Raw genomic sequence first — 25,001 nt, 5'->3', positions numbered from 1 at the left:
CATCAGGCACATTCATCACCAGCACCTAGCCGAAGTCAAGCATCGAGAAGGATTCTTGCATACTTCCAGCTAGCTAATGCAAACGACATCGCAAATGAACCAGCAAAGTCCGCTTTGGTAAAATATGCGTACATTTCAAACGGATGCGCCAAGCTTTGAATGTCGTCAAATTTGCTCATTGAAATCATGCTTGCTGACGCAATTTGCAACAAGACAAAGTATGAAAAACACAACAACACTACTTGCAGGCATTTTCATGACAGGAGCCCTCACCGCCGGTGAGCCTATCATGGCGCCAGCTCCCTCAGTGGACGCTTTTGCTAGAGCGATTCGCCCTATTAGCAACCCTACCCTGTTTGACCTCGCCAAACCACAAACTAACCTTCACGGCATTTTCATGTACCAGAACCATCCGGACATGATCAATACTACAGCTGGACAGGTTCCTATTGGCGGCGACGTGCAACTCTACGCTCTCCAGCTGGAATACGCCTTCAATGAGCGCATTTCATTAGTAGCCACCAAAGACGGCTATGCTGACTTCAACCCAGACCACACGCTCAACCAAGCCAGAGGCTGGGCAAACCTAGCAGCTGGGGTAAAATACGCATTCATCTACGACGAAGCTAACGAGCACATTCTCAGCGGCACCGCAACTATCGAAGTCCCAACTGGCGACGATGACATTTTCCAAGGCAACGGTAATGGCGCGGTAAACCTCATCCTCAACGACCTCAAGCTCTGGGGGCCATGGCAGTTCTCCGGTTCTATCGGCGCACGCCTTCCATTCGACGGCGATGAAAACTCAACATCAGGTTTTCTCAGCACGCATGTTAGCTACGCCGTGACTGAAAAATTCATCCCTCTAATCGAACTCAGCTGGTTCCACGTATTTAGCGCAGGTGATGGCTCAGCAGACTTTGGCAACCGTCAAGGAAACGACCTCGTCCCTTCAATCGTTGAATTCGAAGGTGGCGATCTGTGGAACCTCGGCGCAGCTAACGCTACTAACAACCGTGATCAAGTCACTCTCGCACTTGGCGCCCGTTACCTTGTTACTGATAGAGTAAATGTAGGTGCCGCCTACGAACTTCCACTCACAGACGAAGAAGACGGCCTACTCGAAGATCGATTCACTCTCGACGTCATCTGGAACTTCTAAGCCCCAAATGGCATTCTCCAGCTGACTAAAATCAGCCGGATGTTCTAACTTTATAGCTAAACGACCCAGTTCCTCAGTGAGCTGGGTCGTTATTTGTTTACCAGAACAACATCTACCACTCAACCAGCCAAAAACCTAACTAAAACAGCCCATCATAACATTCATTCACGCGTCACGCCGGATGGCAACCAATCGTCACCAATCTGCTCAATAGATGACTTCTGGGCACCTTCCACCTCGCCACCGCTATAACTTTTAGAAGCTTCGACCATGGCCACAATGCGCTCTTTAGGTGCGCCACCGCGCATAATGTTTCTCTGCACGCCGCCATGGTAAAACTTCAGTGTAGGCACAGCTGTGATCATCTCATCTTGCGCCCACTGTCGCTGATCTCTAACGTCCACTTTGACAATGCGTACCAAATCACTTTGCTCTTTTGCGATTTGCTCCAACACGGGAGCCAATTTTTTACACGGTCCTCATGTATCGGTATAAAAGTCGACTAACACGACACGAGATTCTTCATTGATAATCTGTTTAAAGGTAGGTCTATCAACCTTATCCACGCTCACCGTCGCTGCCTGCGGCTGGTCCATTTTCTCAACCGCCTCATCGAGAGCATTTTTCACTTTGTCACAGCTAGATAGCAGCAGACAAATCGACGACAGCAAGGCCGTCGAACAAACTATTTTAATCATACTCATAGGGTCAGGAAAGGTGGGGAATGGTTAATATAATTCCATTATCGTCAAACGTCCAATGCCAATTGGCTAACCACACCAGCGTGACAGGTCACACGGCAAACCCCACTCCAGCTGAAAAATAAATTAAATTTGGCATTTTGCTTTTTGCAATTGGAAATTAGAGTCTCGCGCAAGTCGTACCAACCTCACACATATGCCATCCTGGATTATACTCATTGCATCATTCTTATTAGGCTCCATTCCCTTTGGCCTAATTATAGCTAAATCTAAGGGCATCAACATCCGCGAGCATGGATCGGGCAACATCGGCGCAACTAACGTGCTGCGAGTTGTTGGCAAAAAATACGGCATCAGCTGCTTCATTCTCGATTTCTTTAAAGGCTTCACGCCAACTGTAATTGCCGCCGCCGTTTTCCTCATCGAGGGCGAACAGCCACTCATCGCCATTCCAGCGCTGGAGTCATTCGCCACCACATACACCGCGGATCAAAGATCATTGGCTCAAACATTAATCATCCTAACCGGCCTGCTCTCCATCCTCGGGCACAACTACTCACCGTGGGTTGGCTTCAAAGGCGGCAAGGGAATCGCCACCTCAGCTGGCGTACTTGTTGGGCTACTACCATGGCCAGCTATCACCATCCTTGTCCTCGTTTGGGTCATCTTATTTTTCACTACCAAGTACGTATCTGTAGCCAGCATCGGCGCAGCTATTTCCGTGCCCATCGTCTGCATCTACGGCTCATACGCACATGGAAAAATTGCCGACGGCACATGGAATATACCTCTCTTTATTTTCGCCCTAGTCATCGCGGCTCTTGCCACATGGCGGCATAAATCAAACATCCAAAACCTCATCAATGGCACCGAACATAGATTCGGCAGCAAGAAGAAATAAACCTAGACTCTCACAAATATGACGATTGATAGAACAACAGCCGGCATCGTCGGCACAGGCTCATGGGGTAGCGGTCTAGCTTCTCTACTCGCTGGAAATTTCAAGCAAATCAACATGATTGGCAACCACCAAGAAACGGTGGATGAAATCAACGAGCAGCACACTAACAAGCACTTCCTTCCAGCTCTCACACTGCCAGAAAATGTCCATGCATTCATGGATCTAGAGGCTCTCAAAGAATGCTCCATCGTTCTCGTGGTTATTCCAACATCTGGCGTTAGAGCTACGGCAGCTAACATTGCTAGACTCGGATTAGCAAAAGAAACCGTCATCATCTCCTGCTCCAAAGGCATCGAACATGCCACAGGTGATCGCATGAGCTCGGTTCTCAAAGAATTTCTCCCCGATAACCCAATCGCTGTACTATCGGGGCCTAACCACGCCGAAGAGGTTTCCCAACAGCTCGCCACCTGTGCAGTTATCGGCGCCGAAGATGAAGCGCTGGCTCTCGAGCTGCAGAAAATATTTAGCGCTAGCTATTTCCGCACCTACACCAGTGACGATCTAGCTGGAATCGAGCTAGGCGGAGCCATCAAAAACGTATTTGCCATCAGCGCTGGCATCGCCGACGGCCTAGGTTTAGGTGATAACGCCATCGCAGCTCTCGTCGCCCGTGGCCTCGCTGAGATGACACGATTAGGTGTTGCTCTTGGTGGCAGAACGGAAACATTCATGGGCCTTTCCGGCATTGGCGACCTCATGGTGACCTGCTACTCCAGCCACTCACGTAACAACCGCGTGGGCAAGGCCCTCGGACGTGGCGGCAAACTTGATGATATTGTCAACTCACTCGGCATGGTAGCTGAAGGTGTACCCAACACCAAATCTATCTACGAGGCAGCTAGAAAAGCAAATGTCCGCACACCGCTCATCGATGCGGTTTACGACATTCTATACAATGACAAATCCTCCCAAGAAGCGATGCACGAACTCCTCAACGGAGACATGCGTAGCGAAATTGAATAATCCCCTCACAGCACCACAAAGACAAACAACTCTATGAACCAACTCGACCAACTCAAAAAATACACAACTGTAGTAGCTGACACTGGCGACTTTGAATCCATCAAGGCATACAAGCCACAGGACGCGACCACAAACCCGTCACTCATCCTTCAGGCAGCTAGCAAGCCTGAGTACAAACACCTCGTTGAAGCCGCTGTGCAAAAGCACGCTGGCTCAGAGCTAACAGGCCCGGCACTCACAGAAGCAATCATCGACGATGTGCTCATCAACTTTGGCAAAGAAATCCTCGCCATCGTTCCTGGCCGCGTTTCTACAGAAGTCGACGCTCGTCTCTCATTCGACACCGAAGGCACTGTTGAAAAAGCCCGCCAACTCATCGGCATGTACGAAGCTGAAGGTATCGCCAAAGAGCGTGTACTCATCAAAATCGCTTCTACATGGGAAGGCATCAAAGCTGCTGAAATCCTTGAGCAAGAAGGTATCCGTTGTAACCTAACTCTCCTCTTCTCATTCGCCCAAGCCGTAGCTTGCGCCGAAGCCAAAGTGCAACTCATTTCACCATTTGTTGGACGCATCTACGACTGGTACAAAGCGAGCACAGGCATCGACTATGTTGGAGCTGAAGACCCAGGTGTGATCTCCGTTCAGAGCATCTACAACTACTACAAAAAATTCGGCTACCAGACCGAAGTTATGGGCGCTTCATTCCGCAACAAAGGCCAAATCACAGAACTAGCTGGCTGCGATCTCCTCACTATCAGCCCAGGCCTACTAGACGAGCTGCAAAATGCTAACGAAGAGATTTCTGAGAAAATCAACCAAAGCACAGCTGACGCATCTGACGTCGAGCAAATCAGCCTCGACGAAAAAGCATTCCGCTTCATGTACAATGAAGATGCTATGGCCACTGAAAAAACAGCCCAAGGCATCCGCGCATTCTCAGCTGACATCGTCAAGCTTGAGAAGCTGATCGAAGAAATGATCTAATGAATTAGCTTGTCGCCAGCTGGATCTAGCTCCTTGCGAAACTAACTCCAGCCAGCAAACTAAAAAAACTAGCCAATGAGCCAGCCCACGTGCTGCTCATTGGCTTTTTTTGTGTCTCATTTCACAGGCACTGCAACACAACCAAAAAACCGTATCCGCTCGACACACTCCCAGCCTGCTCGCCCCAAACGCGCAGGCTGGGAGATCTATCAATCTCGGACCAAAAAGAAAAATGTTTTGTGTTAGCCCGCCACTGTCATCGCCTAGGCGAAAGGCAAATAACAATGGCGTGCTTAATCGTATGATTAGACTATAACACAAATCGGCCTTCAATAGCCAACGACCACATATTGGCTCATATTCATCCCCATGTCATGCCCACGATGATGCAGAGCATTCATCACCAGCATGAATGATAAAAACAAGATGAAGAGCAGCTGCAGAAAGTACAGGCAACCACTCGCTCCCCCGAGCATCACTTTTTTGAATCTACGCATAGACCCAGCTTAAACGGCTCATCACTAGCAGGCTAACTAAATTAGCAACAAGCCCAACAGGCATGGTTAAATTGATCAAACCCATGACAAAAATAAAGCTTGCAATAGCTCTAATATAGTTAGAAGTAGATTTACAAACAAACTAATGAAACATCGTTAGTTTGCCATATCCCATACATATCCCTATGAACTTACATCAAAGAACTGCTTTTACAGCAGCATTCTCTCTGGTTCTGTGCGCCCAGCACTCTACACTAACAGCTGAAGATTATCAAATACCCGGGCTCCCCACCCCACTCAGCTCATCGCTCCCCTACGATGTTGACATTCCAGCCCTGAGAGCACTCAGCGTTGACCCACAAAAACAAAACCCACCCTTCACCATCCCCGAAGAAAACATCCCCCTAGCTCAGCGCTGGTTTGATATTTTTTCGTGGCAAACATTCCTCGCATTAAACTGGCCAGCTGATGCCTCTGGCAATCCAGATACCAGCAAAACTCTATCAGACAATTCCTCCCCGCGCGTATGGGAAGGATTTGTAGAGATCGGTCAAGTCTTCCGTGAAGACGGCAAAGCTCCTGATGAGTGGTCCCAGGCCGTAAAAAACAGCTGGAAAGATCGCACGCTATGGATCAACGGCATGGGGCTAACTGACTCAAAAAGTACTGGCGACGGCACCATCAACGCTCCCCTGCTAGATGAAAGCCTACAAGCCTTTACCGGCCCTATGATTGACCAAAACGGCAAATGGGTGCGCTACCAAGTTGCCATCAATAATGTAGAATTCGACTATCTAGTAAAAAACGAACTCTACAACCAGGACGGTCAGGCCAAATTTACTGAAACACAGAAAATTCAGTTTCCTGCTAACAATGGCACCGAAAGTTACGGCGCTATGGAAATTAAAATGTCGTGGCTGCAGCTCTCCGAGGAATCGCCACGCGAGCGTTTCTTTATACGCAACGCCAAAGTGATCCCACACACAGGTGAACCATTCAAAGCAGATTTTGGCTTGGTCGGCATGCACATTGCCGTGCGCACGCAATCAGCCCCAACATGGATCTGGGCGACTTTTGAACAAGTCGACAATACCACCACGAATAATCTGGAGCGCGACAGTAAAGGTAGATCATTGCGACCTAACTTCTTCAATCCAGACAACCCAACAATTCCAGTTAACACTCTGGCACCTAAAAATGCGGCCCCTGTTGTGCAATACAATCCAGCTACAGGCAAACTTGATGGCCCCGCTGTCTTCACCAGCTGGGATGAGGAAAAAACCACCACCCCTACCCAGACCTTAATGGTTTTCCCAATCGACAAAGCTACAGCAGCTCTGAACAAACAAGTCCAGCAGCTACTCGCACAGCAAAACTCGGTTTTTCAGTACTACGAGTTAATCGGCACCCAGTGGCCATCCGCTCCTAACTTCCCAGCTTTCTCTAATGGTGTAGCCAATCAATCTAATGGTCTAATGCTTCCTTCATCCCCCGAGAGCATTCTCTATAAGATCCCAGGCAAAGTCGTCCCAGTACATCTCATCAATACAACCATGGAAACATTTTTCCAAGAGGGCAACCAAGTAGCCGGCCCCCTAGCTGATGATTACCGTCTGCCAGCTGGATTACTCGCCGACCCTAACATTGTATTTGCGACTGAGAGCTGTGCTGGTTGCCACTTCTCCGCTGGTGCGGTGATTGGTTTCAAAAAGGACTCACGCGGCCGCTACATTGTGCAGCAGATGAATAACAAAAACTACCGCATTCCCATCTACGGTCAAAATTCAGTCGAAGGCATGACTGGTGACGCAGACTACAGCTGGCTCCTGCAACTCCGCGCTAAGAGTAAACCTTATGAAGGCAAAGATGTTGTTACCCTTGAAGAGGCAGGCGTCTTGATTCCAAACAACCAGATTCTTTGCCCAGCTGAGAAGTAAACTTAAAAATCATTCAAAATAACCCCCAAATTTCTAATCATATCCTCTAATCCCATGAGTTTCCCATTTGTCCCTATCGACCAGTTCACGCCATCAACACCCGCGTGGAGCACCATTGGCAAGATCGATTCTTGGTCCGCCAATACTAACAAAACGCGCTACACCTTTGTTTTTGGTCAACGCTCACTATATATTGAAATCCTCGGACCGCAATCATTCCGACTGCGTTTCAACCCAGCTGAAAATGCTCAATACAACTACGAGACATCTACCGCAGTCATCAACCGCGATCTAGGCATCTCCGAACTAACAATCACTGATAGTCAGCCAGCTGACGATCAGTTAGTCATCAGCACTGGCACCATAGATATTCATGTAGATCTGAGCTCTTTTGAAGTTTCAGTATACAAAGGCAGCCAGTTGATCCATCGCGATGCACCAGGTGAGGGCATCCTCTATATCCCTGGCCAAGAAGTCACCGCCATCATGAAGTCCACTGGCCCAGGTTCAAAATACCTAGGCCTCGGTGAAAAGGCTGGTGCCGAGTTATTCAAAAATAACTTTGCTTATACATTCTTTAACTTCGACTGCTTCAGCTATGGCGGGCCAGCACTCGGTGAACCCGGTCCACTAAACCCAACTGAACCGCTCTACTGCTCGATCCCATTTTTGGTAGAATCTAACCCACAGCCACCTGGACCATTTGCTGGCTCAGCTTACGCTACAGGTGTATTCCTCGATAACCCATCGCAAAGTTATGCTAACATCGCCGCTAATATCTACAATGATATGACTGGCAAATACTATCTTGGCTCGCTCTACAATGAGCTGGATTATTATTTCTTCGCCGGCGACCAAGTCACTGACATTTTATCCCAGTACACCACGCTTACTGGTCGCAGCCAAATGCCTCCAAAATACATCTTTGGTTACCAGCAAGGTGCTTATGGGTACTTCGACCGCTACAAACTATCAATTGCCGCCAATAGCTTCCGCGCCGCTCGTATTCCATGTGACGGCCTGCACATTGATGTCGATTTTCAAGACAACTACCGCACCTTTACCCACAGTGAAATCAAGTTCCCTAACGTCAAAAGTTATTTTGAGGAATTGCACAGTATTGGATTCAAAATGTGCACCAATATCACGCCAGTCATCACCGACAACCCGCTAGACCAGAGCGGGCAGAAAGCGCCATACGAGCAGCGAGATAACCTCTTTGCAGCCGACTGCATGATCTACAATACTCGCTATGAGGGTGGTGAATCAGCTGATGTCTATCCGGGCGGCGTCAACTACGGCTTCAACCGTGGCAACAACCCCTATCCATCGCCACCTTTGCTACCTAACCGCCAAGGATTAGTACCACTAGCAGCCCCAGGCAACTACCCAGATTTTGGCTTACAAAAAGCGCGCGAAACATGGGGCGAGCAATACGACCACCTGATCAATGAAGTTGGCATGGATTTCATCTGGCAGGACATGACCTGCCCCGCAATTAACGCCAACTTGTCGCCTGCTAACGTCTACATGAAAACCTTCCCCCAGGACCTCATGATTGCTCAAGAGCAGACCATGGAGGACGGATCTGTTGAAGTCGTCTATCACCCAAATGCAAAGGTCCATAACAGTTACGTCAATAACTTGCTAGATGGCACATGGAATGGCATTAACAAACTAGCCCCACAGCGCAGAAACTTCATCATCGCGCGCGGTGGTTACGCTGGAATGCAGCGCTACGCAGGTCTTTGGACTGGTGATTCAGCATCTACTTGGGATTTTCTCAAAATCAATCTCCCTGAGGTTCTTAATCTCGGCCTATCAGGCGTGCCTATCAGCGGCTGTGACATTGGCGGCTTTGCCGTTGGTTACGGTCCTAGCTCAGGCACAACCTCTCAGTCATATGTAGACGACGGCGAGATCTTTGGCGGCATCACTAACTACGAACTGCTTACCCGCTGGATGCAACTTGGCTCGTTCCTGCCTTGGTACCGCAACCACTACGATGGATACAACAAGCAGTTTCAAGAGCCATACGCATACCAAGAACCAGTGCCTAGCAACTGCAGAAAGTATGTAGAACTACGCTACCGCATGATGCAGGTTTATTACGATGCCATGTACAACTGGACACAAACTGGCAACCCAATCTGTCGCCCATTGTTCCTCAATGATTCTAATGATTTGGCTAGCTACGATCACGCCAACGACCAATTCTTTGTTGGAGGCGACTTCCTCGTTGCTCCTATCATAACCCAACACGAAACGGCCAACCCGCCAACTCCTCCTACTCGATCTGTCTACCTTCCAGCTGGCTCAAATTGGTATGCATTCATGGATAATGCGAAACCCCTAGCTGGCTCCGTGCAAGGCGGCACACTCATCAACGACTACTATGCAGATCTCTCACAAGTCCCCTGTTACGTTAGAGCTGGCGCCATCCTGCCATTTGGTGAAGTTGAGCAATTTGTTGGCCAACTGAAAGACAACCCAATCACTCTGAACTGCTACCCTGGGCCCGACCGCTGGACGGACGACCAAGCCTACTCCATGTATCAGGATGACGGCATTTCACCTGATGAAGAAGGAACCAACTTCCGTTTAACTAAAGTCTATCAGCAAACAATTACTGATTCATCAACAGTCACTAGAAATATCCGCATAGCCAAACAGACCGACAACTATCAACCTGGCGCTAACTACCATTACATAGCCCTGCTAGGCAGTGTGAGTGCCGCTTCTCAAGTCACCCAAGATGGCGCTAATTTGCCCAATGTAGGAGGTGCTAACAACCTGCAAGCATCAGATTCCCCATGCTGGTATTACAACGAATCCATCGACATCGTCTTCGTCAAAGTTTATGATGACAAGTCGGACACCACCATTTCAGTAAAATACTAACCCCCAAAGATTGAGACCATGAAAACTAGACTCAACCAAGGCGCAACGCCACAAATTACTTTCACCTCCGACTTCCACGAACTCGTCCAAGGCGACCTCGTCTACGGGCCGTGCAAACTTAGATACGACCCGCTGCGCCTACTAACATCCGATCACCGAGGCACCCAACATAAAATCAATGCTCACCTTGTCTTTCACCCTAGCGGACAGGAATGGCACGGCGAGATGACATTGCCAGCCGAAGCTCCGCTCGGCCAGCTAGTAGACGCCTCAGCGCATAAAGGTGTCATGCTAGAAACCACCTTCTCAATCCCAGAGGGATGCGAAGAAATCGAAGCATGGTTCTCCTGTGAACACCCCGATGGCGATACCCACTGGGACAGCAATCTAGACAAAAACTTCCGCCTAAGATTTGGACTTCACGACCTAACGATTGAGAAAGCCATCGTGGTTTCTACAAAGAAATCACCCTGCGACTGGCTAGATATTGCCGTCGATACCAGCTCGGCAGTCGACACACTCAGCATCCGTTGGCACTCGCCATCGCACCCAGCTGAGCCACGCCACCAAACCGCCCTGAGCCAGACCACACAGACAAAAGATAAAAAATCATGGTCGCTCCCTGACAAACAAATCGTCATTCCAAAAGGAGCCACCCTAGCCTTCGACCTTATTTATACAGTCGACGGCAACAAATTTACCGACGACAACCAAGGTCGTTGGTACATTGCTGATTAATTCTGATAAATCACTCAAAACTAACAAAGAGAGCCTCTCACCAGAGGCTCTCTTTTTGCCTACAATAAAAACGACCACTCATTTTACCTCATATTCATTAAATATTCGCTTGCCAGCCAGCCCCTACATGAACTATGAATTCCGCGCCTTGCAATTCAGACTTCATGAAGTCCCAAACAATGGCTACCACACAGTTTTAAAATGCGCCCATAGCTCAGCTGGATAGAGCACCGGATTTCTAATCCGTAGGTCACAGGTTCGAATCCTGTTGGGCGTGCTCTTATTTCCCTTGATATACAGAGAGGTCGGGGTCATCCAGCTGTGCCAAAGTGGCCCACAAGTACTTATTTCGGGTCAACTCGTTGTTATTCACCCCTCTCACATGTGACCTATAGGGCGTACGCGTAATTACCACGAGATACGTGCAATAAATAGCTACCTATGCCAACCGTCAAATAGAAGACATACAGATATGGCAATATGTCACCCTTTGTAACACGAGACCTTTCAACCCACCCAACCAAACTAACACCTTTCTATATATATAACAAGAAAGTTAAAAAATACTCCTCCAACACATCCTATATCGTTGACAAAAAAAATAATCAGAAGATATCTAACGACCCAAATCTATCAACTTTAGATATCGATGACGCAGCAACAAATCAAAGCCACGCAGATACTTAAGGCATGGCATCGAGTAGAGTTTTTCCAAACTTACTCATTACCCGAAGATAGCACACAAGACAACAGTTCGACTAAGATCTCCACTGAAGAGTTCTTCAAATATGGAAATTCCATTCTACCATGGCTTAACGCGAAATTACTAAAAAAAGATAAATCCTGCAGTACTAAAACTGTCTATACTCTACATTTAGGCTTGTTTGATACAGCAGTCATCTCAGATGTGATTAAGCAGCATACAGCATCGATAACATCTGGCAGCATTTCAGCAACAGAATTAGAACAACGTCTAGAGATTAATGGCCTTAGCTGCTTTGCTAAATTAGAGATTGATGAGTTCGGCACCCCCCAGCCTGAGAGTCTATCAGTAAGCTCACTCCCTTGGGCTATTGGAATGCTAATCAACGGCCAGCTAGATGAAATGTCATTTGGCACTTTATCAGAAGACAGCCAAAACCTTAAGGAATCCATCTATCAAATCTTTTCAATTCTACCTGCCTGCAGCCACGATTCAAAAATACAATGCCTTGACTCGCACGCAATAAATCAAATTTGCGTGACTCTGTACAAGTGGGCTGGTTTAACCCAGAGTCAAATTGCTAACTCAGGATCGGCACCTAAATATATTTTCCAAATTCATTCACGTGAAATAAGGATACCAGCTAAAAAAGATGAAACTTCTGAAGATGAAACTTCTGAAGATGAAAACGCTTCGAATCAACTCCCCATATTGAATAGCTTTTACATAAGAGACTTAGAAATCGCGATAAAAACAATCAGCTCAGGAACTGCAGGCAAAGGACTACTTAGATATTTAGGCTTACCCGCAGCACATGACATCGATTTGTATTCCCAAGAAGCTCTACCGAAAATAGCAGAACAACTCCACCCCTCACTTACACCAGAAGGAAGATGGCCCTCTCCTCCCGTTCACAATATGTCATTGATGCAGCAGTTTGCTGTTAATACGGCCTTTGAGGACCTGAAAGAAGAAGGCATCCTATCGGTCAATGGCCCCCCTGGCACCGGCAAAACTACTCTATTACGTGATATCATTGCCCAAAACCTGGTAGGCAGGGCTAAAGAATTATCACGTCTCGATAACGCCCAAGCAGGCCTTAACAAGGACGGATCTTTGATCGACGCTCTTACAGGTTTTGAAATGGTAGTCGCCTCGTCGAATAACGCGGCTGTGGAAAATATATCCAAAGAACTCCCCCAGAATAAATCCATCGACGAAAACTACGCTGATTGCAGCTACCTTCAGCCCGTAGCAAATCAAATTGCAGCTAAAAAGGATAAATCTAAAAAGCTTCAACCAATAAACAATATCCCCGAACAATCTTGGGGTATGATCTCGGCGATATTAGGAGCAAAGAGAAATCGCAGCACTTTCACATCGCGGTTATTCTTCGAAAACCACTGGGGGCGTAACCCTCCAGAAGCGCGTAATAAACCAAATGACTTTTTGAACTTCTGGCAATTTCGAAAACTCTACAAAGGACCTACTTTCAAAGAAGCAAAAGATAACTTCAACGCTAGGATCAAAGATTTTAAACAAGCAAACGCTCAAATTCAAGAATTTGAAGCACTGCTAAAGAGCTGCGACCCAAAGAAATATCAGAACATCAAAAATGAAATATCAGAGAAAATAGACCTAGCAAAATCAGCTGAAGAAAATCTACACTATAAGTTAGGCGAACTTAAGTTTACCCAGGCAAATCTAGAACTTAAGTTATCAATCGAAGAAACATCGTTAGAAAAGGCACGTTTAGATCAACCCAACGTGATTGCTCGCATTTTGAATTTTAAGAGCAATAAAATCTACACCAAAAATCTCAAGACCATTCTTGAAGCTATAGAGAAGATAAAACGTGAACTTTCAGAAACAAATAGAATAATTCACACCCGCCACACATCCTTAAAATCTCTACAAATTGAGCAATTAGGCTTCTCTGACGAGCTCGATAATATAATTACAGAGCATGAAACAAAGCTAGCCAAGCTTTCTAAACAAAGCATACAGTTCGAAGCATTATCAAAACCTGATTACACACAATCAATTGGTGATGCTGACGTCCAGCGTAATGCTTTTTGGCAAGGAGAACAAATTAACAATATCAGATCTAAGGTCTTCATTGCAGCAATGCAACTACACGAAGCTTGGCTTATAGAGGCATCTGATGACAACGCCTTCAGAGCGCAGATATATGGAATACCAAACCTTCTACAAGGCAAAAAAACAGCGTCCTCTGTTAGCTCATGGCAAACCCTTTTTATGATGGTCCCCGTAGTATCAACAACCTTTGCCGCTATGGGCTCTATGTTTTCCGATGTACCGATAAATACTCTAGGATGGCTAATGATAGACGAAGCTGGACAAGCTGTACCACAAGCCGCAATAGGCGGAATCATGCGCTCGAAACGCACTATCGTTGTAGGAGACCCCCTGCAAATTGAACCAGTTTTCACATCTCCTCCAGATCTTGTAAATTACTTGATGTCTTCGAAACTTGGCAAGGAAGGAGGCCATTGGAGCCCTTCCTCTGTTTCTGTTCAGCAGCTAGCAGATCGTATTAACCCACATGGAGGTAAATTAAATGAAACATGGCTAGGCGTCCCCCTGAGAGTTCATAGGCGCTGCATAGAGCCAATGTTTAGTATTTCAAATCAAATTGCATACTCAAACAGAATGATTCACGGCAGCCCAAATGAAGATGCAATCAAGCAAAAAAAACACACCGCACTCGGACCAAACAACTGGATAAATTCTAATGGAAAATGTACCTTCAAGCAATTTACGGATAGTTTAGCTGGAGACGTCCTCGATCTACTGATTAAGGCGACCAGCAAAGGTGTTAGTTTGAATAGCTTCTATATAATCACTCCTTTCAAAGCAGTTAAAGCCGAACTGATCGCCAAGCTTAAACAAGATGACAGTCTCTTACAGATAGGATTCGGAGGCAGGCGCGCTGCATTGAATAACTTTCTCAACAAAAATATTGGCACGGTACATACCTTTCAAGGCAAGGAAAACGATACAGTCATACTAGTTCTTGGGTGTGACGATTCTTCAATAGGTGGAGCCAATTGGGCTGCAAGCAAGCCAAACCTACTTAATGTAGCGGTAACAAGAGCTAAGAAACACCTCTTTGTTGTCGGAAACTCTGAGATATGGTCAAAAATGAAACACTTCAATCAACTACATCAGAAAGTCCACAGTCTTAATGCTAACGAGACATCCATCGTATAGAACCCTCAGATACAATTAAGCGGATGTTTACCTAATCCAGATATCCCATCCCCCCATCGCACACACAGGAGGGCACTATTTTTAAAAGCCACTCCTAAAAGATATACCGCCCTTTACCTTTCGAGCACTAACTAATAGTTCATAATGACCTATGCTCTATGTCAAACTACAGAGTTCATTGTAACGCTTGCCCGATGCTACGCCTTATCCACCAAGCATACTAACCTGCCCCTCTTCTATATTTCATTAGTCAATATGACCTCATACAGTAAAAAAGTATCCCGCCCTTAAACCTAACACCCTTCAGGTCATGGCTGCACATTTTAGCTCAAGCACTTCGCAGATGTTGAGGCATTGGTATTCTATACTATCTACCTGATTGCTGAAGGCACGGTGGTAATGGCCATAAATAGAACAGTTCGCGCCCGATGTGATAAATGTTTCGCTCAAGCGCTGATTCTCGCTTTTCAAATCAGCCATTAGATTGGGATCGTCTGGCAAAAATCGCTTAACAAAACTACTATCCTCGCAGCTTTCAGGCACACCTTCAATAGTAGAACTATGGCTGAGCATAATATTAAAAGTACCTAACTCACCGACTAACTTGTGTGTTTGCTCAACAGCATCTGCAGGCACAGCTTCGGTGTTGGGCCAACAAAACCCAACATCAGTTCTCTTACTCGTTCGGTCTACAGAAATGGCGCCACTAACACAGAGAATATTTACATCTCGCCACTGCAGGCTATCAACTTCAGCTAGCAAGGTCAGATTCGAGTACCTCTGATTCACGTGCTCTCGTTCAGCACGCCAAAATACTGGATTATCATGATTGCCGCGCAATAGGTATGCGTGGAGGCGGTACTGAATGAGTAGGTTATTTAGGTCGCCAAATTGGCTCATGAATTGCGCTGGGTAATCACCCAAAAAGACCACTGCAGAATTTGGCTGCAGAAGTGCCAACATAATCTTCAAGCGGCGCCCTTGCTCGTGATAGTCACCACATACGTATAGGTTTGAATTTTCAATCTTCATCAATCCAGAAATTCTAGCAGTAAAACCTAGCAAATAGCAACATTGAGTTTAACAAATACACAGCAAACATCTATGTCAGCTTGAAGACCTGTACTACGATGACTATGTGGCATCCAAAACCTAAGCTTCAATTTTCATAATCTCACAGATGTCTAACGCTCGAAAATTGGCACCAGAAAAGTCGACGTCGCTAGAGTAATGATAGTGGCCAAAGATGGAGCGTGGTGCGCCAGAAACTTGAAATGCTTTACTCAGGCGCAATGCTTCATTTTTCAGATCATTCTCGAGCTTCTCATCTATGGGCAAAAAACGACTCACAAAGGCAATTTTCTCAGCACAAACAGGCTCGCCCTCATTTGTGCATGTATGACTGAGCATGATGTCGAAGCTACCGAATTCATCGACCAGCGCCTGAGTGCTCACAGCCACATCCATTGGAACCTGCTCATCAGTTGACCAGCAATCAACTTGATCCATTCTATCACCTAGCCGATCAGCCGAAATAGCTCCACCGATGCAGAGTACGTTGAGACCCTGCCACTGCAGAGAATCTACGTCAGCTAGCAACGTTAGATTTGCAAACTTTTGATTAACATCTTCTCTATTATCTCGCCAAAACTGAGGGTTATCATGATTCCCGCGTATCAGATAAGCCTGCAACTCGAAGTTCCCTAGCAGAATACTTAATGTAGCTAGCTGACCAGCATGGTGTATGGGGTAATCGCCAAGGAAAACGACCGCTGAACCCGCTGGGATGCTGACCAATTGCTTTTTAAGTTGCTCCTTCTGCCCATGATAGTCCCCGCAGATGTATAGGTTTGTCGCTTCAATATGCATTTGCTTGTGGCTAACTTAGCCATTTCAGCCAGCAATAACAATTCATCACTTTATATATTGGCAATACACTCGTAGTGCAGCTGGATAAAACATAAATAACTTCGTATCAGTCGAATGATTCACCTTTTTCCGCTAGGAAGATTTTACCGCTTTATTCATTTAGCAAATTGCCTCAGCTTCAGTGGCACCAGATCACAGGTCATCTGGAGGCTAGGAGCAGTCATCAGCTAGTACTATGACTATAACTAACTCCAACAATTCCTGAGCTACTAAATAACAAAGCCCTCATCCAGCCTGCCATGTTTCGTTTCATTCACACTGCCGACATTCACCTAGATAGCCCATTACGAGGTCTCAACAGCCACGCAGATGCCCCTATTGATCAGATCAGAGGAGCCAGCCGACGCGCGTTAGAAAGCATTGTTGAGCTGGCAATTGATAACCAAGTACACTTTCTACTCATCGCAGGCGACCTCTACGACGGTGATTGGCCAGACTTCAGCACGGGTTTGTTTTTCAATCAGCAAATGAACAAACTCAAAGAGGCAAACATTTCCGTCTACCTCATCACAGGCAACCACGACGCGGCATCGAAAATAACAAAAAGCCTCAAACCTCCAGCTAACGTCACCACTCTATCTAGCAAAAAACCTGAGTCCATCATTATACAAGATCTATCAGTGGCCATCCACGGGCAAGGTTTTGCCACACAAAGTGTCCCTGAAAACCTAGCAATCACCTACCCTGAAGCCCTTGCCGATCATTTTAACATCGGCATGCTGCACACTAGCCTAACTGGAAACATCGACCATGACCCCTATACTCCATGTTCACTCGATGACCTAGCTAGCAAGGGGTATGATTATTGGGCTTTAGGCCACATTCATAAACATGAAGTGGTTTCAAAAAATCCACACGTTGTCTATGCTGGAAACCCGCAAGGTCGTCATATTCGTGAATGTGGCGAGCGCGGATGCTACCTCATTGAAGTCAATGACGGGCTAGAAATTGACAAGCTAGACTTTCTAACTACCGACCAGATCCGCTGGCAGCATCTAGAAATCAACCTCACGACTGCCGAGGAAGATGATGATCTTAGAGAACTCATTAGCCGAAATATAAGCTCCGCATTGCAGTCAGCTCAGGGACGTCTGCTAGCCATTAGAATCACTCTTTTCGGCGATACCCATCTACACGACCAACTACACGCAGAGCAAGCGCAGTGGTTCGCAGAATGCCAAAGTATCGCAGAGGAAATCGACGGAGCTAACATCTGGCTAGAACGACTACGTTTAAAAACAAAACCCACCTACGACCCGCAAGAGCTCGCCGAACGAGACGAACTCACTAAACTCGTTCTCGATGCGCTAGGCGAATTCAGCCCAAGCAAGGTTCCTAGCCCTGTAGCCCAGCTCAGCAGCAAGCTCGCCGGGGTTAATAACCAAGAGCTCAAAGAGCTACTCACCCTTGACGACGAAGACGAGCAACTCAAAGAAGACGTCACCGCCATCGTCCTGCAGAGCATTTCTAGCAGCGCACACTAACTACTATAAGCCATGCGTTTCGACTCCATCAACATTCCCGCCTTTGGCCCATTCACCGAATTCAATCAAGAATTTGGAAATTCCGGCTACGACATTCACCTCATCTATGGGGCAAATGAAGCTGGCAAGAGCTCGCTTTTACGGGGCATCCACCAAATGTTCTTCGGCATCCCCAGCCAGACCAAAGACAATTTCATTCACCCTAACCCAAAACTCCGCATTGGCGGAACCATTTCAAATACCGCAGCGTCACTAAGCTTCCTGCGCAAGAAGGGTAACAAAAATACCCTGCTAGATCATCAGGGCAACAGCATTGATGATAAGGAACTAGGCATTTTTCTAGGCAGCGTTAATGGCGAGTTTTTCGACAGCATGTTCGGCTTGGATACCCAGTCATTGCGCAACGGAGCTGACGCTCTTCTTGCAGGAAAAGGTGACCTAGGCACGCAGCTATTTTCAGCTAGCCTCGGCGGCACACCTATTGACAGCGCTATTCAAAAGTTAGAATCGGAAGCTGAGTTACTATTTAAAGGCACCGCGGCAAAAAACAAAACCATCCTACCAGCACTCAAAGCATACAAAGAGGGTGAAAAGTTAGCCAAATCCACAGCAACCAAAGTAACTGCATGGAACTCGCTAATCAAAGAGATCAAGGCAGCTCAAGCGGCATTTGATCTAGCTGACAAGGAATTCAATGCTAACCGATTAGAAATCGTCAAACTCAATTCCCTATCAAGTGCGCTGCCAAGTTATGATAAATTCATACAACTAAGCCGTGATCTAGTTGAGAATGAAGCACCAGAAGTTAGCTCGGACTTCGTCGACCGCTTCCGCCGCACACTAGCCAGCTACAGAGACCTTGCTCGCCAATTGCAAATCCTCCAACAGAACATAGCTACACGGCAAAATGAGTTAAGCAGTATCCCCAAAGCAAGTGAGGTGCTCGAGCAACAAGCCAAGATAGAATCCTTAGGCAGTGGCTTGGAAACCTATCGCGCTAACATAGAAATCGTCGAACACCTAAGGTTAGACATAGAATCAGCTCAAGCGAGTTTAGAGCTTTTTGCCGATCAACTCGATCTAAGCTCAGCAGACCAGATCAACGAGCTAACAACCATTTCGGAAAGTCGGCACAGTCAGTACAAACAGCTCGCACATACGCTGAACAAACAAGAGCAACAAAGACAAAGCGCTGATGCTGAATTGGTCGATGCTGAAGCTCGTATTGCCCGTCACGAAAGCGAACTGAAAAACTTTTCTTCATTCCCTGACACCAGTGAGATGGAGGAGCTGATAGGTCGCTGCAATAGCCACCAACACGAACTCGCACAGCAAGCTGAGCTAGAGGACAAATCCCATGATCTCAGGCACAGCAAAAACATCCTTAAAAAACAACTCCAGCTAGATATTGAGGATGTCGAGATTGCTAGCATGATTGTACCTAGCGAAAATGCCATCCAGCTAGAACAAGAGCGAGAGAACGAGCTGCGAGGAAAGATTGATGCTCACCAACAAAAGATTGAAGACTATAACGAAGAACTGGCTGGTGAGCAGGCGCAGTTAGAACAACTAAAGGCCAACGCAGCCCTATACAGTCACGCCGACCTAAGATCAGCACGGCAAGAGCGCGACAAACTACTAGATCAACTCAGTGACAATCATGCTCTTGAAGCAGAGCAACAGAAACAGGCGCTTTCTCAGTTAGGCAAGCTAATCACACTAGCTGATAAAATTGCCGACACATTGCACAGCAATGCTGAGAACATCGCCAATGCGCAAACCCATCTAGCTAAGATAGAGACGCTCACACTGAAGAAACAAAATTCACAAAACTACAAACAAGAATCTCAGCTAGAGTTAGACGAATGGGCGCAACAATGGCAATCTCGCTGCACGAGCATTCCAGCTAAAACATTATCCCCTGCCGATCTACTCCACTGGCGGTCGCAGTGGCTCGAACTTTGTGAAACAATCAGCGCGCTAGAAAAAATCGACCGCTCGTTAGAAAAGACCCGTGGTCGCAGCGATGAACTAGTCGCAGCTATGCAATCAACTCTTCAGCTAAAAGAAACCCATTTCCCAGCGCTGCTAACTACTCTGAAATCAGAATGCAAAGCGGCTACGCAAGCTCAAGGAAAGGTCGAAGCAACACAAGACTCCCTTGCCGAAGCTAAGCTAAAACGACAGCTCAGCAATGAAAAGTTAGATGCAGCTGAATCAGCCTTAGCGGAAAGCCAAGCGGCCTGGGGAACACTGTGTACGATCGACAATTTCAGCTCCGCAATCACCGCTGACCAAGTCATCGACTTAATTCAATCACGTAAATCAGCCCAACAGGAGATGATTCGCCACCAGGCTAACATCAAGGAACTGACAGTCAAAGATGAAGCTATCAAGGTCTTCGAAGCTGCGACTAGAAAGCTTACTGAATTACTACAAATCGCAGACCAAGCGGACGTCAATACCAGCGTCGCCATGCTTAAACAGCAGTTGACTACCACACAACAAGATCACACCAAAGCCAACACCATCACTGCGGCCATTGAATCCGAGCAGAAGAAGCTGCCGCAGATCGAGCTGCAAATCAAAGATCTTAAAAGCCAGCTAGAAAAACAAATCCAGCTAGCTCAGGCAAATGGACTGGATGACATGGAGCGCGCTATTCTTGCCATTGAGAATAAAAAGAAACTAACTGAGTCACTAAATTCGCAACGCGACACCCTGACTCAGCTAGCTAAGGGGCTAGAGTTAGATGCTTTCATTGAAATACTGGACGGAGTAGAACGCGACCAGCTGGCCGACAAGCTAGAAAAACTAACTAAAGAAGCGCAACCGCTGCAAGAAATCCGCGACACAGCGCTCAAACATCTCGACGAGCTGAAACATCAACAGAGCCAGCTGGAGCTAGCCAGCGCTGCTGCCGCTGGCCACAAACAAGATGCCGCTAACGCCCTAGCCATTTTAGTCAAAGATAGTGAGCGATTCATCCGTCTGCAATACGCGATTCATTTCCTCAAAGATCAGGTCGAGGCCTATCGCAAAGAGTCACAAGGGCCGATGATGGAAAAAACCTCACACTACTTTAGCGCCCTAACGAGTCATCGCTACAGCGGGGTGGCCGCCCAGCTAGACGAAAAAGGCCACCCACAGTTAGTAGCCATTAGACAAGAAGGTGAGGCTCAAACTGAAATTCACACCACAGGTCTATCAGAAGGTACCGCCGATCAACTCTACCTCGCGCTGAGGCTAGCTGCCATCGACTTGCACCTAGACAAGCACACCCCAATTCCACTCATCCTAGATGACTTATTGATCACCTTTGATGATGATAGAACCAAGGCGCTATTGCCAGTGCTCGCTGAGCTGAGCAAAAAAACTCAGGTATTAATTTTCACCCACCACCAGCACATCTGCGAAATCGCTAGAGCACATGCGCCGGAAATCAACTATCACCAGCTGCCAGCATGACCTAACGATAGCCGACTTCCCCCATCAGCTAGCAGAGAGCAAAATGATTGATTCGCTAGCTAGATTTGCTATCTCGATGACATGCAGCCAGCTGATTACGAAACTATCGCCGAGGGCAAATACCTCGGGCTCTACAAACGCGACACATGGGAATTCAGCGACCGACCAAATTCCAAAGGCGCGGTTGGCATCCTAGCCATCACGCCAGCTAAGGAAATCGTATTGGTTGAGCAGTTTCGTGTGCCTATGCAGGCGCGCGTCATTGAGATTCCCGCTGGCCTGACTGGTGACATCCCAGAGCACGCCAATGATTCTCTGGAGCAATCCGCCGCGCGTGAGCTAGAGGAAGAAACTGGCTATGTGGCTGGCAAAATAAAACACCTGATCAGCTCGCCAACGTCCGCGGGAATGACATCTGAGTTCACCCACCTGTATGTGGCCACTCAGCTAGAAAAAATCTCCGCAGGCGGAGGTGTTGACGGCGAGGACATCGTGGTGCATGTGATTGCTCTCGACGAGCTGCACAACTGGCTGAGCAGCCAGCAAAGCGCTGGAAAATTGATTGATTTCAAAATCCACGCGGCGCTCTGGCAAGCCAAGCAGCTAGAAATTATCTGAATAAAAAAGAGCACTAAAATATGGACCCAATCTGGCTAGAAAGATTCGGAGGCATTGGCCGACTATACGGAGAAGATGAGCTGAGATCCTTTTCCCAAGCACACGTTCTGGTTGTCGGTATCGGCGGTGTTGGCTCATGGGTGGTGGAAGCGCTAGCTCGCTCAGGCATTGGCCACATTACCATGATCGATCTCGACGAGATCTGCGTCACCAACATCAACCGCCAGCTGCACGCGATGGATGGCGAAGTAGGCAAACAAAAAACCACCGCCATGCGCGACCGCATTCTGGCTATTAATCCAAAGTGCGAGGTCACCTGCGTGGAAGGGTTCTATTCTGAAAAAAACTCCAGCAATCTGCTGCATGATGGCATCGACTACGTGATTGACGCCATTGACGTCATTCCCCCCAAGGCACACCTGCTCGCCGAGTGTGTGAAAGCCAACATCCCCGTGATCACCTGTGGGGGCGCGGGCGGACGCCGAGACCCAAGCGCCATTCGCGTCGGCGATCTGGCGCGGACTTCCGGTGACAGTCTGCTAAACCAGGTGCGTAAAAAATTGCGCAGCCAGTACGGGTTTCCTAAAGGAATCGTCAAAGGCAGAGCAAAAAAATTCCATATTGAAGCCATCTATTCTACCGAACAACCCGTTTACCCGACCTGTGACGGCGGCATCAGCAAACAAAAACCAAATAAGGAAAGCATGCGCCTGAACTGCGCTAGCGGCTTCGGTAGCATTACCCATATGACAGCTACATTTGGTTTATTTGCGGTTTCCAGGTGCCTAAATAATATCGGAAATTTTAGTAAACCCGTTTAAACTAACTGCAAAAACCCTCCATAACCCCTACCCTTTGATAGAATTAAGCATCCCGTATTACACCTAGCGGGCAAAAATAAAGAACTTGCAGATTAGGGTAAATTCCCATATTCTGTATGCCTATTCCGAAAGGAACAATACAAAGCAGCCCGATTGGTAATACAGTTCACTAGGTTATGGGGGTTTCCTATTGAACTAACGCCAAGCGGGCTGTTTCATTTTATAAATCGGTATTTTCCACCGCAGCCATCTTTCATGGCGATTTCTTGAGCCCCTTTTAATCGACGGCTCCATTTGCACTCACCCTGGATATCTGATTGGTATTATTTGGCCATCTCATTGATGGAAAAAACGGCCCTATATCAGCCATTTAAATGCCCAGTAATCAGCTTAGATTCATCATTCGAGGATGGAGCAAAGCGTCCAAAAAGGTGTCATCCCCAAGCAGTGAAATCGCGTCACCTGACAATACAATAAAAGTCAGCGTCGTCCGGACAAAAGATAGAGAAACCTGCAAAATACGACAAATAGGTCACTATAGCCTAGAAAAAGCGACACTAAACCCAAGTGACGCGTGTTAGCAGTTTTCCAAAAATCTGTAAGTTGCGAAACCAAAGCAAACATAATGCGACACTAGACAAGGGGCACCTCTTAGACAAATGATTGGAAATGTGAAATATTTCTGCAAAACAGATAATATTTAAGAGCAAAAAAGAAATTCACCAATTAAAACCTAAATCGCCTATGAAATTTGCCACTTATACGTTTCAATAATTGGAAACTCTCACCAGAAACACAAACCATTATGGCTATTCACGCATCCTTATCACCCGAAGCATTGTCTGCTCTGCACAAGCAACAACGCAACTCAGCTATCAGCAGCGGAATCATCGCGCTGCTTACCATCGTATTGGCAGCCGTCATCCTCACCCTGCTATTTGTCCAAGTCGTAGAAAAAGATAATACGCAAATCGTATCCTACACGGGCAGCCCTGAAGCCCAAGAGGAGACGATGAAAAAACGTCAAATTAATCGACAAATTGAGCGTACACCTAGCTCCCCATCATCTAGTCAAGCACGCGTAATCGCAGCCAATACGGTATCGAACATTGCCGTCCCTGTACCAGAGAAAGTTAACGTAGAACTTTCAGAGGACTACGGTGATGGCGATGACTTTGGCAGTGGCTGGGGCAGCGGTGACAGCTTTGGCGGCGGTGGCGGACCCACCTTCTTTGGGCAAAAAGTAAGTGGTGGCAATATCGTCTACATTATCGATTACTCAGGCTCAATGAAAGGCCGACGCGAACAACTCATGCGCGACGAGCTATGCAGATCTATCAGCGAGCTAGCACCGGGAACTAATTACCAATTGATCTTCTTTGCAGGCCCAACATGGATCGCTGGTGACGAAGTCATCGGCAATTGTGGCACAGGTGATCGCACCGCCGAAGTTAAAAGCAAAGGCGGCAAAACTTACAAATATACCAATAGCGGCGGTTGGCACGGCTGGAACTTCGACGGCAAAAAAGTGACTGCAGATTGGCTAACAGTTAAAGATTCCAACATCAAAAACAGCATCAACCTGGTTAGGGATCAAAAACTCATTAACGGCACTGTCTGGAAACTTCCGCTAGAAGTCGCCATTGATATGAAACCCAAACCAGACACCATTATTTTCATGACCGACGGCATCGCGGGCAAAGACTCGATGGAAGTCGCCGAAGAGTACGCAAAACAAGCTCGCCGGAAGAAAATTACGATCAATGCCATAGCCCTAATGGAGCCTAAGGCATACGAAGCAATGAAGGTCCTAGCAGAAGAGACTGGCGGCACCTTTGCTCTCATCAACTCTGATGGAAAAAAAGAAGATGTGAAAAAATAAATACACACACTA

General features: G+C 47.0%; 18 protein-coding genes, 1 tRNA gene and 1 pseudogene. 14 read left to right on the top strand and 6 right to left on the bottom strand.

From position 1 onward, the window contains the following. Positions 1 to 35 precede the first annotated feature (35 nt). Positions 36 to 179, bottom strand: coding sequence for a hypothetical protein (locus tag JIN82_RS17080; protein WP_234041740.1), 144 nt, complete (start codon positions 177 to 179; stop codon positions 36 to 38). 41 nt (positions 180 to 220) lie between these two features. On the opposite strand from JIN82_RS17080, the gene JIN82_RS03275 reads away from it, so the two are divergent. After that, complete coding sequence (locus JIN82_RS03275) at positions 221 to 1,162, top strand: hypothetical protein (protein WP_200310212.1); 942 nt, start codon at positions 221 to 223, stop codon at positions 1,160 to 1,162. Between the two features lie 161 nt (positions 1,163 to 1,323). On the opposite strand, the pseudogene JIN82_RS03270 reads toward JIN82_RS03275, so the two are convergent. Together JIN82_RS03270 and JIN82_RS03265 are read right to left on the bottom strand one after the other, a co-directional pair. Continuing rightward, positions 1,324 to 1,629, bottom strand: a pseudogene (locus JIN82_RS03270) (thioredoxin family protein); the annotation flags it as partial. 12 nt (positions 1,630 to 1,641) lie between these two features. Continuing rightward, a complete protein-coding gene (locus tag JIN82_RS03265; protein ID WP_234041739.1) occupies positions 1,642 to 1,791 on the bottom strand; it encodes a hypothetical protein in 150 nt (49 codons plus the stop codon). Between the two features lie 268 nt (positions 1,792 to 2,059). On the opposite strand from JIN82_RS03265, the gene plsY reads away from it, so the two are divergent. The 3 genes from plsY to tal are packed head-to-tail and all read left to right on the top strand — an operon-like array spanning position 2,060 to position 4,777. Then, positions 2,060 to 2,764 carry a glycerol-3-phosphate 1-O-acyltransferase PlsY gene (gene plsY / locus JIN82_RS03260; RefSeq protein ID WP_200310209.1) on the top strand — a complete coding sequence of 235 codons (705 nt, stop codon included), beginning with the start codon at positions 2,060 to 2,062 and terminating at the stop codon, positions 2,762 to 2,764. 18 nt (positions 2,765 to 2,782) lie between these two features. After that, the gene (locus JIN82_RS03255; protein WP_200310208.1) at positions 2,783 to 3,790 is read left to right on the top strand and encodes an NAD(P)H-dependent glycerol-3-phosphate dehydrogenase; all 1,008 of its coding nucleotides are present in this window, start codon (positions 2,783 to 2,785) and stop codon (positions 3,788 to 3,790) included. 33 nt (positions 3,791 to 3,823) lie between these two features. Beyond that, on the top strand, positions 3,824 to 4,777 hold the full coding sequence (gene tal / locus JIN82_RS03250) for a transaldolase (RefSeq protein ID WP_200310207.1): 954 nt from the start codon (positions 3,824 to 3,826) through the stop codon (positions 4,775 to 4,777). Between the two features lie 329 nt (positions 4,778 to 5,106). Here tal and JIN82_RS17075 read toward each other — a convergent pair whose 3' ends face one another. After that, positions 5,107 to 5,274, bottom strand: a complete 168-nt coding sequence (locus JIN82_RS17075) for a hypothetical protein (protein WP_234041738.1) — start codon at positions 5,272 to 5,274, stop codon at positions 5,107 to 5,109. A 185-nt stretch (positions 5,275 to 5,459) separates the two neighbouring features. Between JIN82_RS17075 and JIN82_RS03245 the strand changes: the two genes are divergently transcribed. The 5 genes from JIN82_RS03245 (at position 5,460) to JIN82_RS03225 (ending at position 14,787) form a co-directional block, all read left to right on the top strand. Beyond that, positions 5,460 to 7,211, top strand: coding sequence for a hypothetical protein (locus tag JIN82_RS03245; protein WP_200310206.1), 1,752 nt, complete (start codon positions 5,460 to 5,462; stop codon positions 7,209 to 7,211). Positions 7,212 to 7,265: 54 nt separating this feature from the next. Then, complete coding sequence (locus JIN82_RS03240) at positions 7,266 to 10,112, top strand: glycoside hydrolase family 31 protein (protein ID WP_200310205.1); 2,847 nt, start codon at positions 7,266 to 7,268, stop codon at positions 10,110 to 10,112. Between the two features lie 18 nt (positions 10,113 to 10,130). Further along, positions 10,131 to 10,850 (top strand): hypothetical protein, encoded by a 720-nt coding sequence (locus JIN82_RS03235; RefSeq protein WP_200310204.1) that lies wholly within the window; start codon positions 10,131 to 10,133, stop codon positions 10,848 to 10,850. Between the two features lie 203 nt (positions 10,851 to 11,053). Then, positions 11,054 to 11,127 (top strand) — tRNA-Arg (locus JIN82_RS03230). Between the two features lie 372 nt (positions 11,128 to 11,499). Then, positions 11,500 to 14,787 carry a DEAD/DEAH box helicase gene (locus tag JIN82_RS03225; RefSeq protein WP_200310203.1) on the top strand — a complete coding sequence of 1,096 codons (3,288 nt, stop codon included), beginning with the start codon at positions 11,500 to 11,502 and terminating at the stop codon, positions 14,785 to 14,787. Between the two features lie 303 nt (positions 14,788 to 15,090). Here the strand turns inward: JIN82_RS03225 and JIN82_RS03220 are convergent, their stop codons facing one another. Both JIN82_RS03220 and JIN82_RS03215 read right to left on the bottom strand, forming a co-directional pair. Beyond that, positions 15,091 to 15,819, bottom strand: coding sequence for a metallophosphoesterase (locus JIN82_RS03220; protein WP_200310202.1), 729 nt, complete (start codon positions 15,817 to 15,819; stop codon positions 15,091 to 15,093). Positions 15,820 to 15,939: 120 nt separating this feature from the next. Next, entirely contained in the window at positions 15,940 to 16,656 is a 717-nt protein-coding gene (locus JIN82_RS03215; protein WP_200310201.1) for a metallophosphoesterase, read from the bottom strand. Between the two features lie 299 nt (positions 16,657 to 16,955). Between JIN82_RS03215 and JIN82_RS03210 the strand changes: the two genes are divergently transcribed. The 5 genes from JIN82_RS03210 (at position 16,956) to JIN82_RS03190 (ending at position 24,989) form a co-directional block, all read left to right on the top strand. Continuing rightward, entirely contained in the window at positions 16,956 to 18,200 is a 1,245-nt protein-coding gene (locus JIN82_RS03210) for a metallophosphoesterase family protein (protein WP_200310200.1), read from the top strand. Positions 18,201 to 18,212: 12 nt separating this feature from the next. Next, positions 18,213 to 21,668, top strand: coding sequence for a YhaN family protein (locus JIN82_RS03205; RefSeq protein ID WP_200310199.1), 3,456 nt, complete (start codon positions 18,213 to 18,215; stop codon positions 21,666 to 21,668). A gap of 81 nt (positions 21,669 to 21,749) precedes the next feature. Next, the gene (locus tag JIN82_RS03200) at positions 21,750 to 22,286 is read left to right on the top strand and encodes an NUDIX hydrolase (protein ID WP_200310198.1); all 537 of its coding nucleotides are present in this window, start codon (positions 21,750 to 21,752) and stop codon (positions 22,284 to 22,286) included. 20 nt (positions 22,287 to 22,306) lie between these two features. Continuing rightward, positions 22,307 to 23,107, top strand: coding sequence for a tRNA cyclic N6-threonylcarbamoyladenosine(37) synthase TcdA (gene tcdA / locus JIN82_RS03195; RefSeq protein WP_200310197.1), 801 nt, complete (start codon positions 22,307 to 22,309; stop codon positions 23,105 to 23,107). A gap of 805 nt (positions 23,108 to 23,912) precedes the next feature. Then, positions 23,913 to 24,989 carry a vWA domain-containing protein gene (locus JIN82_RS03190; protein WP_200310196.1) on the top strand — a complete coding sequence of 359 codons (1,077 nt, stop codon included), beginning with the start codon at positions 23,913 to 23,915 and terminating at the stop codon, positions 24,987 to 24,989. Positions 24,990 to 25,001 lie beyond the last annotated feature (12 nt).

This window comes from Persicirhabdus sediminis, assembly GCF_016595495.1.
Lineage (GTDB): Bacteria > Verrucomicrobiota > Verrucomicrobiia > Verrucomicrobiales > Akkermansiaceae > Persicirhabdus > Persicirhabdus sediminis.
Note: the sequence above shows the minus strand (reverse complement) of the source record. Positions and strands in the feature narration are given on the sequence as shown.

What these genes read in the sequence shown, in the direction of transcription:
- JIN82_RS03220 (WP_200310202.1), bottom strand. Translation starts at nt 15,819, where the DNA reads ATGAAGATTGAAAATTCAAACCTATACGTATGTGGTGACTATCACGAG.
- JIN82_RS03200 (WP_200310198.1), top strand. Translation starts at nt 21,750, where the DNA reads ATGCAGCCAGCTGATTACGAAACTATCGCCGAGGGCAAATACCTCGGG.
- JIN82_RS03205 (WP_200310199.1), top strand. Translation starts at nt 18,213, where the DNA reads ATGCGTTTCGACTCCATCAACATTCCCGCCTTTGGCCCATTCACCGAA.
- JIN82_RS03190 (WP_200310196.1), top strand. Translation starts at nt 23,913, where the DNA reads ATGGCTATTCACGCATCCTTATCACCCGAAGCATTGTCTGCTCTGCAC.
- JIN82_RS17080 (WP_234041740.1), bottom strand. Translation starts at nt 179, where the DNA reads ATGAGCAAATTTGACGACATTCAAAGCTTGGCGCATCCGTTTGAAATG.
- JIN82_RS03210 (WP_200310200.1), top strand. Translation starts at nt 16,956, where the DNA reads ATGTTTCGTTTCATTCACACTGCCGACATTCACCTAGATAGCCCATTA.
- JIN82_RS03235 (WP_200310204.1), top strand. Translation starts at nt 10,131, where the DNA reads ATGAAAACTAGACTCAACCAAGGCGCAACGCCACAAATTACTTTCACC.
- JIN82_RS03215 (WP_200310201.1), bottom strand. Translation starts at nt 16,656, where the DNA reads ATGCATATTGAAGCGACAAACCTATACATCTGCGGGGACTATCATGGG.
- tcdA (WP_200310197.1), top strand. Translation starts at nt 22,307, where the DNA reads ATGGACCCAATCTGGCTAGAAAGATTCGGAGGCATTGGCCGACTATAC.
- JIN82_RS03255 (WP_200310208.1), top strand. Translation starts at nt 2,783, where the DNA reads ATGACGATTGATAGAACAACAGCCGGCATCGTCGGCACAGGCTCATGG.
- tal (WP_200310207.1), top strand. Translation starts at nt 3,824, where the DNA reads ATGAACCAACTCGACCAACTCAAAAAATACACAACTGTAGTAGCTGAC.
- JIN82_RS17075 (WP_234041738.1), bottom strand. Translation starts at nt 5,274, where the DNA reads ATGCGTAGATTCAAAAAAGTGATGCTCGGGGGAGCGAGTGGTTGCCTG.
- JIN82_RS03240 (WP_200310205.1), top strand. Translation starts at nt 7,266, where the DNA reads ATGAGTTTCCCATTTGTCCCTATCGACCAGTTCACGCCATCAACACCC.
- plsY (WP_200310209.1), top strand. Translation starts at nt 2,060, where the DNA reads ATGCCATCCTGGATTATACTCATTGCATCATTCTTATTAGGCTCCATT.
- JIN82_RS03225 (WP_200310203.1), top strand. Translation starts at nt 11,500, where the DNA reads ATGACGCAGCAACAAATCAAAGCCACGCAGATACTTAAGGCATGGCAT.
- JIN82_RS03275 (WP_200310212.1), top strand. Translation starts at nt 221, where the DNA reads ATGAAAAACACAACAACACTACTTGCAGGCATTTTCATGACAGGAGCC.
- JIN82_RS03245 (WP_200310206.1), top strand. Translation starts at nt 5,460, where the DNA reads ATGAACTTACATCAAAGAACTGCTTTTACAGCAGCATTCTCTCTGGTT.